The organism is Paenirhizobium cremeum (assembly GCF_047553425.1).
Lineage (GTDB): Bacteria > Pseudomonadota > Alphaproteobacteria > Rhizobiales > Rhizobiaceae > Allorhizobium > Allorhizobium cremeum.
This window is the reverse complement of the sequence record NZ_CP180217.1, coordinates 3,163,528-3,175,722: the sequence shown is the minus strand read 5'-3', so window position 1 is coordinate 3,175,722 and position 12,195 is coordinate 3,163,528. Positions and strand designations below refer to the sequence as shown.

Here is a 12,195-nt window from a genome sequence, read left to right as displayed (position 1 = left end):
AGACATATGGCGAGGGAACAGTCGGCGGTAAAAACGAACGAGCGGCCCAAATTCCTGGCGCAGGTCCGGCAGGCCGCGATCGTGGAAGCGATCGGCCGCGTCGGCTCCGTGACGGTCAGCGAACTGGCACAGCAGCTTTCCGTATCGGAAATGACCGTTCGCCGCGATCTCGTCGAGTTGGAAAAGGAAGGAAAGCTGATCCGCACCCATGGCGGCGCGGTCAAGCCCGACCGCGCTCCGGCCATGTCTGCGGGCGAAAGCGTCGATAGCGAGGAACCTGCTTTCGAGACGCGTCTTGTACGTAACGAGAACCTGAAGCGGCGCATCGCCCATGCTGCCGCCGATCTGGCGGCCGGTGCCCGCAGCATCGCGCTCGATGTCGGCACGACCACCTATTTCGTCGCGGAAACCTTGTCGGTCCGTCCTCACACCAAGATCTTCACCAACAGCATCCGCAGCGCGGCGCATCTCGCCGGCAAGGGCGCCGAAATCTATCTTGCGGGCGGGCGCATTCGTGGCGAGGAAATGTCGACCAGCGGCCCATCCGCCATGAGCCAATTCGAATCTCTCTGGTTCGACGTCGCCTTTGTCGGCGTTTCCGGGCTGACCCCGGACGGCATCTTCGACTATTCCTTCGAAGAAACCGACATGAAGCGTATCTATCTGTCGCGTGCCTCACGGCGTGTCGTGCTGTGCGATTCCACCAAGTTCAACAACATGTCGCTGGTCTATGTCGCCGCACTCACCGAGTTCAACACGCTGATCTGCGACGAGATGCCGACGGGCGATCTCTACAGGGCGTTGACCGACGCCGGCGTCGAGATCATCGTCGTCGGCTGAGCAGACCTCGATATGCTCGACCCGCGATCGCTTGCGAATGGCAATCGATCCGCTGCTGTAATCCGCTCTGGATCGGGAAACGCCCGGGAGGGCAGGAAAATGGCTGTTCTGCTCTCTATCGCCGGCACGCGCAGGAAGCCTTCGGCTTTGCCCGATGACGTGCTTCCGTCGCGAAAGGGGCCTGTCGAAAAACACCAGACAAGCCGATAAATCTGGCCGGACCGAAAGTGTGTCAGGTTGCTTTTTGTTTCTTTGTGTTAGATATTGTTATTTAATGATGGTTTGGCGCCCCAAGGCTGTCGCCCGCGTTCACGAGGGTATTTCCGGGAAGAAAGAACGGTTTCGCAATCATGGTCACTGTCCTGAAGAGCATTTATCCCGATCCCTCGGCCGGTGAGCGGCTGCCTTCGCTGATTGCCGATGTCGGTCGTCACAGCGGCGAATTTCCTGTATTGCTCGCCAATCACCTTCCCATGGTTCTGGAAGCCATGGGGAGACTCGGCGCTTCGCCGGCGCGGCTTGAGGAATATGCAGAGCATTACACCCGCATCCATGCCGTTCCCTTCCCGCCGGCGCCGGTTACGCCCCTTGATGAAAGCAGTTGGGAAAACGCGCTCGGAAAGCGCGAGCGTGAGGGCGATCTCCGGCGCTTCTTTGCGGGCGTCGTCACCGAAATCGGCGGTCACGAGACCATAAGGCGCTATCTGCCGCGGCTCTTCCCCGGCGTTGCCGCTTCCGCCACTCATGGCCTGATGCGGCTTGCCTATGCGGTGCTGCGCAATGACGACGCCGAAATCGCCGTCGCTCTCGGCTACTGGGCCGCCACTTATCTGTCTTTCGAGGCCATTCCGGCGGAAAACCGCCGCGATACCGCCGATCCGCTCGCGCCGATCCTCGACATGCATGCCGACTCCCGCCTTCGCGATGTCGATGCTCCCACCCATCTCCTGTGGAAATGGATCGAGGCCATGGGCAGGCTCCCGGCGTTTCAGGGATATCTCGGGCGGCTCGCGCCAACGCCGGATATCCTGGACCGCATGCGCCCCGCATCGCTCACGCTTTTTGCCGCCACCATGAGCTTCGAGGCATTGCATGCCGTCACCGGTTGCCACTGGCTGCGGCTGGTCAGTCCCCATCTGGACGAACCGCAGCGCCTCGCCATGCATTTCTGGGAAGTCGTCATGGCGCTCTACCCGAAGATCGGCATGCCCGCTCCGCCTTCGCCCGAGGTTCTCGATCGCTGGCGCGCCATGCCGGTCCCGCCCGATGACGTCATCGCAGCCGCCGCCGTCGCCTCTAACGACGAACACGATCACTCCCTGGTGTTCTCGGCCTTTGAGGAATTCCGCTACACCGGTGACCCCCTCTACAAGGTCGTCGCCGCGCGGCGCGTGGGGTTGGTGGAGTTTGGCGACTGAACGGTTTGCGGGGCGCGCGGTGATGCGCGCCCGGATGGCCGGCGCAATCGCCGGCCACACTGAGAAGCGGAAGGAAGCGACGCGCTGAGGTGAGCCGCTATCTTCCGTGTTCCGGGAGATAAAAGACAACGGTGGCTTCCGCGGTTACCCCCCTCAGCTCTGCCGGGCATCTCCCCTTCAAGGGGGGAGATTGGATAGTGGATGCCGCTCGCTCCCAATCAAACGTAAGTGCTTTTCCGATCACGGTGCGGGAAGGTCAGGAAGGCAAGAGGCCGACCGTTCTGCCGATCTCCCCCTTGGAGGGGGAGATGGCCGGCAGGCCGAAGGCCTAAAGGCGGCGTGATGCACTTCGTTTGCATTCACCCGAGGCGCTTAAAGCCCTCGTCAGCCCCAAACGCAGCACCCACCCTTTAGGCCGCCCCGTCGCAGCAATATTCCGGCTGGAAATGGATCTTGTCGTAGCCGTCGAGCGAGCGGTAAAAATACTCGGCATCGGCCTGGAAGAGGCCGCGGCAGATGCCGGCGACGAGTTTCGGTACGCCGGATTTCAGACCGGTAATGCCGTTGCACACGGGTCCGAGGCTTGGAACCGCTGCGTTGTTGAAGACGTGGATATCGGCGAGCATCGGCAGTGCACCCGGCGTCTTTTCCTGAAATTCGAAGGCCGGGCCGAGATAGGGATAGGCGAGCAGATCGCTGTCGTCCTCGCCCTCGTTGGGCACGAAGCGGTCGGCCCAAGTGGCAACCGAGCCGATCAGGTTGGAAAGCTCCGGCCGGCAGGCGAGATCGACGCGGTAGCCGGTGCCGAGCAGCAGGTGGTCGAAGCGGAAATCGCCGGCGCTGGTGCCGATCAGGATGTCATCGCCATCCATGGCGACCGAGCGCAGGTCGGCCCCCGTCACCAGCCGGCAGGCGTCGAAGGCCATGGCGCGGTTGAACATCTCGTTGGTCGGCGGCGTCTTGAAGGCGAACATCCGCCGGGTGAAGCGATAGCGGCTGCGATCGTCGAGATCGGCGAAATGATTGAGGAATCCCGGAAAGTTCGACCAGTCCAGCAGTTCCGTGCGCGGCATGACGGAGGAGCGCGCCAGAACCGTGACGCTTTCGGCGCCGGCTTCCAGCGCCGTCACCGCCCAATCGAAGCTCGATGCCGCAGCTCCCAGAACGCCGATTCGTTTGCCCGCGAGAAAGCCCGTATCGATCTCCTCGCCGCTGTGGGTCCAGTGGTCCCGCGCAAGGTTTTCGCGGATGACATCCGGCACGTTCAGCCGGCCTGCACCTTCAAGGCCGGTGGCGATCACCGCTTTGCGGCTGGCAATTTCTTTCGCTGCGCCATGTTCTTCCACGAGCAGGCGCAGATATCCTTCGCCGGGCTCGATGCGGATCAGTCTGGTATGGTTGCGCACCTTTAGTCCGAGAACCGAGCGGAACCAGGCGAGATAGGCCATCCAGTCGACCCGGTCGATCTTGTCCAGCGCGTCCCAGTTTTCAGTTCCGTATTTGGCCTCGTGCCAGGCCCGGTAGGTCAATGAGGGTATTCCGAGATCCGGCCCGGTCAGCGTCTTGGGCGAGCGAAGCGTGCGCATGCGCGCCGTCGTGACCCACGGCCCCTCGCGGCCCTCCGGTGCGGCGTCGATGAGCAGCACGCGCTGAACGCCTTGCCGTTTCAGCCCGAAGGCAACCGATAGACCCGAGAGCCCGGCGCCCACAATGACCACATCGGCCATCACCTCGCCCGAGGCGTCGCGCCGCTGCGGCACCCACTCGCGCTGGCCTGCCTCGATCATGGTAAGCTCGCGCGCCACCTGTGCCTCAAGTGCGGCAAGCGCCGCCGTTCCATATGCGGGGCAGGGGGAAGCTGGAACATCCGCTATCGATGGCTGCATGGCGACATTTCTCCGGGAACGATGCCAGAGTATCGAGAGTGGAAAAGTTGTAAAGTGTTTGATTGTGTTGTTTTCAATTTTTTCGCACATGCACACCTGTTGACACGCCTTCCTGGACGATCTTCCGGTGGAAAACAGCCGTTGAACAGATGCAACAAAAATATCAAAGCAAAAACAATGGGATGAAAAATCAGGCATTCTTGCCCGAAATTGGATCAAATCGCGATTACGCTTTCATCATCTTGCAAATGGATTAATCAAAGAGGGTGGAGATGGTATGTTTTTTGTGATGGATGTGAATTTTTGTTTGACTTGAAAACGGTCATGACTGACCATGCCTTCATCCCGTTCCGAAGAAAGAAGAGGTTGGCAGTCCATGATGAAACTATCCTCACCACGCATGACCGTCCGGTCCGGCAGGCTGGCGGTATCGGTTCTCGCGCTCATGGCGTCCACCGCCTATGCGGAGGCCAAGTCTCTCGACGGCGTGACGCTGACGATCGCCTCGATGAACGACGGTTTCGCCAATGTGCTGCAGACGCTCGCCCCGGCCTTCAAGGAAGAGACGGGCGCCGACGTCAAGGTCGAGATCATGGACTACGGCACGCTGCTGACCAAGACGACGGCCGACTTCATCGGCGACACCAAAGGTTACGACCTCGTCACCATGGATATCGTCTGGGCCGGGTCCTACGCGGAAAACAAGTACAGCGTCGACCTGACGGACTGGGTCAAGCGCGACGCCGCTGAACTCGATCTCGACGATATCTACCCGGTCATCCTGACGTCGCTCGGCCAGTATGACGGCAAGTATGTCGCCTATCCGCTCGCCGCCTATGCCAACGTTCTCGCCTATCGCAAGGACCTCCTGGAAGCCGCCGGCCTTCCGGTTCCGAAGACCATGGACGAACTGGTCGCAGACGCGCTGAAGCTCAACGATCCCGCCAAGAAGCAGTACGGTTTCGTCGCCAACGGCCAGAAGGGGCCGGCCGTGGCGCAAGACTGGATGCAGTACAACAGCCAACTCGGCGGCTCGATCCTCGACAAGGACGGCAAGCCAGCGCTGAATTCCGAAGCCAACATCAAGAGCCTTGAAGTCTACAAGAAGCTCTTCACGGAAGCTGCCCCTCCCGGCGCCATCGAATATGACTGGGGCGGCCGCGAGGAAAGCTTCCGCCAGGGTCTCGCAGCCTTCATGCAGACCTGGTCCGTCGGCGCCACATCCTATTCCGATCCCAAGGTGTCGAATATCGTCGGCAAGGTCGGCATCTCGGTTGCACCCGTTGCCGAAGGGATGACACCGCAATATGGCGTCGGCGGCTGGGGCCTGTCGATCAATGCCGATATCGATGCGACCAAGCAGGAAGCGGCCTGGACCTTCATCAAGTGGATCACCAGCAAGAAGATTCACAAGGAATTCAACATGCTCGGTGCCGGCGGCTTCATCCGCAAGAGCGAGCTCGATGACGCCGACCTGAACGCCAAGTTCGATTTCCTGCCGGTTCTCAAAGAAACCTACGAACACGGGAATGGTGAGTTCCGTCCGCGCATTCCGCAGTATCCGGAAATCCAGGATCTGCTCGGCACCGCCGTGAACTCGGCGCTTTCCGGTTCTGTTACGCCGAAGGAAGCACTGGACAAGGCGCAGGCCGCCGCTGAAGAACTGTTCTGACGAAGAGCTCCGCCCGCCGCCGCGACAACGGCGGGCGGCCACCCGATTGCAACGCGTGAGAAATTGCGGGCACTATGACAGACTTCGGCATCGGTCCGTCACGGCGACTGTATGCCGGATTTGCAGCAGTTCCATCGGACATGTGCGCAGCATCGCGCTCCGGAATTGCATAAAGACAAGACATGCAGAGCACCGCCGGTGATCCTGTTTCACCCGAGGCGCTCTAGAGTGGAGCGCGTTCTACCTGTGCGTTACAGCTTCTCAGACCGTCGCAGGTTTTTCCTGTTCTTCATGGCAGCCCCTGCCGTCCTCTATGTCGCGGCCATCGGGCTGTGGCCGCTCGGGCAGGGCATTTGGTACAGTTTCTACCGCTACAATCTTCTGCGGCCCGCCCGCACCAAGTTCGTCGGTTTCCAGAATTACATCGACATATTCTCGGACCCGTCGACCCAGAAGGCCATTTTCAACACCTTCCAGTTCACCATCTTCAGCGTCGGACTGCAGCTCATCTTCGGCTTCGGCCTTGCGCTTCTCCTGTGGCGCGACAGCCGCTTCAACCGCATCGTGCTTGCCTTCCTGCTCATTCCCGCAACCATCACCCCGCTGGTGGTCGGCCTGATATTCAAGGCGCTGCTCGGCGCGGATTACGGCCTTATCGGCTATTTCCTCTCCGAAGCCGGCATTGGACCGCGCAGCGGCCTCCTGACCAGCGGCGACACGGCGCTCTGGATGCTGATCCTCATCGACTGCTGGGAGTGGACGCCGCTGATGGCCCTTATCCTGCTTGCCGGGCTGAAGGCGCTGCCGACGGACGTTCTGGAGGCGGGAAGGGTGGATGGCGCCACCGCATGGCAGCGTTTCCGCATGCTGATCCTGCCGCTGATGCTGCCTTCGGTATTTCTGGCGCTGACGCTCAGAAGCATGGATGCCTTCCGCGTCTTCGACACGGTCTTCGTCACCACCGGCGGCGGCCCCGACGATGCGACGAACACGCTGATGATGCTGGGCGTGAAGGAAGGCTTGCAGTTTTTCAATGTCGGCTATGCATCGGCCGTTGGCAATGTCACCTTGCTGTTCATCGCGTTGATGGCGACTGTGCTGATGCTGGTGGTGCGCCGCGCCGATGTCCGGATCAACGGGAAGTAACGCGATGGCCATGGTCACCAGACGCCGCATCATCGTCGAGCGCACCGCCGTTCTCACTATTACCGTGCTGTTCCTGCTGCCGGTGTGCTGGCTGATCGCCACCGCCTACAAGCCTTCGAACCAGATCTTCTCCGTGCCGCCGACGCTGCTCTTCGAGCCGACACTCGACCAGTTCCGCAAGGCGTTCGCCGCCTTCGACGTGGTGTCGCTGGTGCGATCCTCGCTCATCATCAGCATCGGTACGACGATCCTGTCGCTGCTGCTCGGCGTTCCCGCCGGTTATGCTCTCGCGCGGGCCAAGTCGCGCTATGCGGCGGGCTTCGCCTATTTCTTCCTGGCGATCCGCATGATCCCGGCGATTGCGGCCCTCATCCCCTTCTATCTCCTGATGCGCGATATCGGCCTGCTCGGCAGCTGGTGGGCGGTCATCGTCTTCAACACCATGCTCAACTGCGCCTTCGTGACGTGGATGATGTTTTCCTATTTCAAGTCCCTGCCTCCCGACATGGAGGAGGCGGCGCTGACCGACGGCTGCACGCAGATGGGAGCCTTCCTCAAGGTCGCGGTTCCCGCCACCCGTTCCGGCATGATCGCCTGCGCTTTGTTCTGCATGATGTTTTCGTGGAACGACTTCCTTCACCCGATGTTCCTGACCACGCTCGATTCCAAGCCGATCTCGGTGGCGCTGCTCACCGCCTACGGCACCAAGGACATCACCTGGGGCACGCTCGGCGCGCTCGCCCATTTCTCAACAATTCCGATTGTCCTGATGGCGCTGTTCATGAACCGCTACTTCGTCCAGGGCGCGACAAACGGCGTACAGTAGGATTTCCGAGATGGCCCAGATTTCGTTTCAGAACGTGTCCAAGACCTATGCGGGCGGCAAGTCCGCTGCGCTGACGGACCTGAACCTCACGATCAAGGACGGCGAGTTCATGGTGCTTGTCGGCCCCTCCGGCTGCGGCAAGACCACGGCGCTGCGCATGATCGCGGGGCTTGAAGAGATCACCGGCGGCACGCTGAAGATCAACGACACCGTCGCCAACGATCTCGCACCCCGCGACCGCGACATTGCCATGGTGTTCCAGTCCTATGCGCTCTATCCGCATCTGACGGTCGGCGAAAACATCGCCTTCGGGCTGAAGGTCCGCGGCGCGTCTTCCGAGGATGTCGCGACCAAGGTACGCGAGACGGCGGCGTTGCTGGAACTCACCGAATTCCTCGACCGCAAGCCCGCCCGCCTTTCCGGCGGCCAGCGGCAGCGCGTCGCCATGGGCCGCGCGCTGGTGCGCTCGCCCAACGCCTTCCTGATGGACGAGCCGCTCTCCAACCTCGATGCGCGTCTGCGCGGCCAGATGCGCGCGGAAATCTCGCGGCTCCAGCGCATGCGCGCCGTCACCACCGTCTATGTGACCCACGACCAGGTCGAAGCGATGACCATGGGCCATCGCGTCGCGGTAATGAACAAGGGAACGCTGCAGCAGCTCGACAGCCCCCGCAGGCTCTATGACAGCCCGGTCAACATGTTCGTCGCAAGCTTCATCGGTTCGCCGCCGATCAACTTCATGGAGGCGATCCTGGTTGCCCATGAAGGCGCGCCGGCGCTTCGCATCGGCCCCTTCCTGCTGCCGCTGCCGGCTTCCGCAGACAGGCTTTCGCCCCGCATCGGCGGCAAGGTCATCGCTGGCATCCGTCCCGAGGCCTTCAAGGTGGCGGCCGGCCCGACGGGACCGGGCATGCTCTCGGCCAAGGTATTGTTCGTCGAGGATCTCGGCGCCGACCTCCTGCTGCATCTCGATTCCGGCGAGATTGCCATGGGCCATGCCGACATGACCGAGGACGACCGCGACGTGATGAAATCCTCGCCGAAGCTGAAGGCGAGCATCGACGGCAGCCACCGCGTCTCCCGCGATGAGAGCGTCAACTTCGCAATCGATCCCAACGCCATCCTCGTTTTCGACCCGGACACGGGAGTAACCTTGTGAATAGGCCTAATAACGGCGGCTTCTGGCCGCTCGGCGGTCCCGTCTCGAAGGCGGAGATCGCGCTCATCATCATCGACATGCAGGTGGATTTCTGCGCGCCCGGCGGCTGGGTCGACCAGCTCGGCGAAGACGTCTCCAACACCCGCTCCGTCATCGGGCCGATCCGCGACGCGCTGGACGCCGCCCGGAAAGCCGGCATCACCGTCATCCACACCCGCGAGGGCCACAAGCCGGATCTGTCGGACCTTCATGCCAACAAGCAGTGGCGCACCCGCGTCCATGGTCTCGGCATCGGCGACATGGGCAAGACCGGCCGCATCCTCGTGCAGGGCGAACCGGGCTGGCAGATCATCCCCGAACTTCAGCCCGCCGAAGGCGAACTCGTCATCGACAAGCCGGGCAAGTCCTCGTTCCACCGCACCGAACTGGCGGACGAGCTGGAAAAGCGCGGCATCACCCGCCTCGTCGTCGCCGGCGTCACCTCGGATTGCTGCGTGCAGTCCACCCTGCGCGACGGTTTCGAATACGGCATCGAATGCGTGCTGCTCGAAGACTGCACCGCCGCCGTCGAGACCCCCAATCACGAGGCGACCATCGAGATCCTGAAATCCTTCGGCGGCCGCTGGGGCGGCGTCTCCGATCGCGCAGCGTTCAAGTCGATGCTGGAGAAGGCCGATGACTGAGCACCATCCTAGCACCTTTCGTAGCATCGCCGCCAATCCCTATGCCTGGCCGTTCGACGGAGTCTGGTCTGCCGGCGATACCGCCCTTCTGCTGCTCGGCTTCCAGAACGGCATGATCGCCGAGCTTTCCGCCGGGGCGGAACTCGAGGCCGCCGCATCCCTGCTCGATGCTGCGAAATCGGCAGGCGTTGCCGTGGTCGCCGCCCGCCGGGGTGCGGATGGTGCGCAGGACCCGCTTGCGGCGCGCCGCCGCCTGCTTGGCGACCGCGTTCCCGACAGGCATTCCCGCGAATGGCAGATCAGCGACCGGCTGGCGCTTCCCGCAGATGCCATTGTCGTCGATTTCGGCGGCGACAACGCCTTCATTCGCACCGGACTTGAGGACGAGCTTCTCCGGCGCGGCATCCGCAACCTCATCGTCACAGGCCTTCCGACCGAAGGCATCGTGCATGCCACCCAGCGCGCGGCCAACGACATGGGTTTCGAATGCCTTGCGGTCGCGGATGCCTGCAAGGGCACGTCCGACCCGCGCCATACCGCGCAATTGCGCATCACGACCTTCGGCAACGGCCTTTTCGGCGCCGTTGCCACCACCGCCGACGTTCTGGCGGCTCTCAAGACATCGCAGGAGTAGCACCATGTCAGAATTCACCTGGTCCGACGCCACGGGCAGTCTCGATCTCGCCACGCTCGGCAATGCCTATGCCAGCGGAGCGCTGACGCCGACCCGCGTCGTCAATGCCATCTACGACCGCATCGAAGCGCGTGGCGACGATCATGTGTGGATCTATCTGGTGCCGCGCGAAACCGCGCTGAAGGCAGCGGCCGAACTGGAAGCCGAAGGCCATGACGGCCGGCCGCTCTGGGGCATTCCCTTCTCGGTCAAGGACTGCAACGATATCGTGGGGCTGCCGACCACCAATGCGCTGAAGGAAGGCGCTTATGTCGCCACCTCCAGCGGCCAGGCGCTTGACCGGTTGTTTTCCGCCGGCGCGCTTTTGATCGGCAAGACCAACATGGACCAGTTCGGCATCGGCCTCGTCGGAATGCGCTCGCCTTACGGCGCTTGCTCATCGGTGTTCGACGAGCGTTACATCTCCGGTGGCTCCTCCTCCGGTTCGGGCGTTTCCGTTGCCGCCGGCCTGTCCAGCTTTTCCATCGCCAACGATGCCGCCGGCTCCGGCCGCGTTCCGGCGGGCTTCAACAACATCGTCGGTATCAAGCCGACGCCGGGCCTCGTCAGCAATGCCTGCGTCTCCGGCGGCGGCTGCGTGAAGACCATCGAAACACTGTCGGTATTTTCGCTGACGGTGGAGGACGGCATGAAGGTGCTCGACCTGATGGCCGGCTACGACCCGTCTTACCCGTTCTCGAAACCGGAAGCCGACGGCGTTCCGCTGGTTCCCATCGCACCGCCCAAGACATTCCGTTTCGGCGTGCCGGCAGGCGATGCCCTGCGCTTTTTCGGCGATGCCGAGGCCGAACGTCTGTTCAGCGAGGCCGTCGAACGGCTCATCGCGATGGGCGGGGAGAAGGTCGAGGTGGATTTCGCTCCCTTCGAGGAAACCCAGCGCATTCTCTATGACGGTCCGTGGATTTCCGAACGCGCGCTCAGCCTCGACAGGGTGCTTGAGAAATACCGGGATGCGATCCATCCGGTCACCCGGCAGATCCTGTCTAAATCCGGCAATTTCAGCGCCATCGATACCTTCGCGGCAATCCACCGCATCGCGGAACTGAAGCGCGATACTCGCGCCGTATGGGACGACATCGCCGTTCTGATGGTGCCGACGACGCCGACCATCTACACCAAGGAAGAGATCGCCGAAAACCCGATCGAGTTGAACAGCAGGCTCGGCATCTACACCAACTTTGTCAACCTGATGGGTCTTTGCGGCATCGCCGTGCCCAACGGCTTCCGCAAGGACGGCCTGCCGCTCGGCGTCACCTTCCTCGCGCCGGGTTTCGAGGAGGCCCGCGCGGCCGGCATCGCCGCAGCCTTCCACCGGGCGACGGGCCTCAAGCTCGCCAAGTTCGACAATCCCTATCCGGAAGCGACCGAACAGCCGCTGCCGGAAGGCTACCGGGAAATCGCCGTGGTCGGCGCCCATCTCACCGGCATGCCGCTCAACTACGAACTCACCGAGCGCGGCGGCTTCTTCCGTCGCTCCACTACCACCAGCGGCGAATACAGGCTCTATGCGCTGACCGGCACCGTTCCGGCAAAGCCGGGTCTCATCCGCGCCGAAGGCGGCGCGCCTGTGACCGTCGAGATCTGGGCCTTGCCGGTTGCGGGCTTCGGCGATTTCATCGGCCGCATTCCGGCCCCGCTCGGAGTCGGCAAGCTGACGCTGGCGGACGGTTCTGAGGTGACTGGTTTCCTCTGCGAAAGCGCGGCTGTCGCCGGCCAGCCGGACATCACCGCCTATGGCGGCTGGCGGGCCTATCGCGCTGCTCAGAGTGGTTGAGTTCAGGGCGCCTCAAAAAACGATCTGGCGATCCGTTCGCCGGGTCCGCTATACCTTGCAGGGATGATGCAATGCACACCTGCATCGGGGTTCGATG

10 protein-coding genes are annotated in these 12,195 nt (G+C 62.4%); 9 read left to right on the top strand and 1 reads right to left on the bottom strand.

The window, feature by feature from the left end; genetic code table 11:
• Window positions 1–6 precede the first annotated feature (6 nt).
• Window positions 7–840 carry a DeoR/GlpR family DNA-binding transcription regulator gene (locus ACLBKR_RS15485; RefSeq protein ID WP_113437799.1) on the top strand — a complete coding sequence of 278 codons (834 nt, stop codon included), beginning with the start codon at window positions 7–9 and terminating at the stop codon, window positions 838–840.
• Between the two features lie 350 nt (window positions 841–1,190).
• Window positions 1,191–2,258, top strand: a complete 1,068-nt coding sequence (locus tag ACLBKR_RS15480; protein ID WP_113447193.1) for a questin oxidase family protein — start codon at window positions 1,191–1,193, stop codon at window positions 2,256–2,258.
• A gap of 410 nt (window positions 2,259–2,668) precedes the next feature.
• Here the strand turns inward: ACLBKR_RS15480 and ACLBKR_RS15475 are convergent, their stop codons facing one another.
• Window positions 2,669–4,144, bottom strand: coding sequence for an FAD-dependent oxidoreductase (locus tag ACLBKR_RS15475; protein WP_414899577.1), 1,476 nt, complete (start codon window positions 4,142–4,144; stop codon window positions 2,669–2,671).
• Window positions 4,145–4,520: 376 nt separating this feature from the next.
• Here ACLBKR_RS15475 and ACLBKR_RS15470 point away from each other — a divergent pair, with 376 nt between their 5' ends.
• The 7 genes from ACLBKR_RS15470 to atzF all read left to right on the top strand — a co-directional run bounded on the left by ACLBKR_RS15470 (window position 4,521) and on the right by atzF (window position 12,098).
• A complete protein-coding gene (locus tag ACLBKR_RS15470) occupies window positions 4,521–5,816 on the top strand; it encodes an ABC transporter substrate-binding protein (RefSeq protein ID WP_112828503.1) in 1,296 nt (431 codons plus the stop codon).
• A 246-nt stretch (window positions 5,817–6,062) separates the two neighbouring features.
• Window positions 6,063–6,962, top strand: a complete 900-nt coding sequence (locus tag ACLBKR_RS15465) for a carbohydrate ABC transporter permease (RefSeq protein ID WP_112828502.1) — start codon at window positions 6,063–6,065, stop codon at window positions 6,960–6,962.
• A 4-nt stretch (window positions 6,963–6,966) separates the two neighbouring features.
• Window positions 6,967–7,788 (top strand): carbohydrate ABC transporter permease, encoded by an 822-nt coding sequence (locus tag ACLBKR_RS15460; protein ID WP_112828501.1) that lies wholly within the window; start codon window positions 6,967–6,969, stop codon window positions 7,786–7,788.
• Between the two features lie 10 nt (window positions 7,789–7,798).
• Window positions 7,799–8,947 carry an ABC transporter ATP-binding protein gene (locus ACLBKR_RS15455; RefSeq protein ID WP_414899574.1) on the top strand — a complete coding sequence of 383 codons (1,149 nt, stop codon included), beginning with the start codon at window positions 7,799–7,801 and terminating at the stop codon, window positions 8,945–8,947.
• A complete protein-coding gene (locus ACLBKR_RS15450) occupies window positions 8,944–9,630 on the top strand; it encodes a cysteine hydrolase family protein (RefSeq protein ID WP_414899572.1) in 687 nt (228 codons plus the stop codon). Before ACLBKR_RS15455 ends, ACLBKR_RS15450 begins: the two co-directional genes overlap by 4 nt.
• The gene (locus ACLBKR_RS15445; protein WP_414899570.1) at window positions 9,623–10,264 is read left to right on the top strand and encodes a cysteine hydrolase; all 642 of its coding nucleotides are present in this window, start codon (window positions 9,623–9,625) and stop codon (window positions 10,262–10,264) included. Before ACLBKR_RS15450 ends, ACLBKR_RS15445 begins: the two co-directional genes overlap by 8 nt.
• A gap of 4 nt (window positions 10,265–10,268) precedes the next feature.
• A complete protein-coding gene (gene atzF / locus ACLBKR_RS15440; protein ID WP_113447187.1) occupies window positions 10,269–12,098 on the top strand; it encodes an allophanate hydrolase in 1,830 nt (609 codons plus the stop codon).
• Window positions 12,099–12,195: the final 97 nt, after the last annotated feature.

What these genes read in the sequence shown, in the direction of transcription:
- ACLBKR_RS15485 (WP_113437799.1), top strand. Translation starts at nt 7, where the DNA reads ATGGCGAGGGAACAGTCGGCGGTAAAAACGAACGAGCGGCCCAAATTC.
- ACLBKR_RS15480 (WP_113447193.1), top strand. Translation starts at nt 1,191, where the DNA reads ATGGTCACTGTCCTGAAGAGCATTTATCCCGATCCCTCGGCCGGTGAG.
- ACLBKR_RS15475 (WP_414899577.1), bottom strand. Translation starts at nt 4,144, where the DNA reads ATGCAGCCATCGATAGCGGATGTTCCAGCTTCCCCCTGCCCCGCATAT.
- ACLBKR_RS15470 (WP_112828503.1), top strand. Translation starts at nt 4,521, where the DNA reads ATGATGAAACTATCCTCACCACGCATGACCGTCCGGTCCGGCAGGCTG.
- ACLBKR_RS15460 (WP_112828501.1), top strand. Translation starts at nt 6,967, where the DNA reads ATGGCCATGGTCACCAGACGCCGCATCATCGTCGAGCGCACCGCCGTT.
- ACLBKR_RS15455 (WP_414899574.1), top strand. Translation starts at nt 7,799, where the DNA reads ATGGCCCAGATTTCGTTTCAGAACGTGTCCAAGACCTATGCGGGCGGC.
- ACLBKR_RS15445 (WP_414899570.1), top strand. Translation starts at nt 9,623, where the DNA reads ATGACTGAGCACCATCCTAGCACCTTTCGTAGCATCGCCGCCAATCCC.
- atzF (WP_113447187.1), top strand. Translation starts at nt 10,269, where the DNA reads ATGTCAGAATTCACCTGGTCCGACGCCACGGGCAGTCTCGATCTCGCC.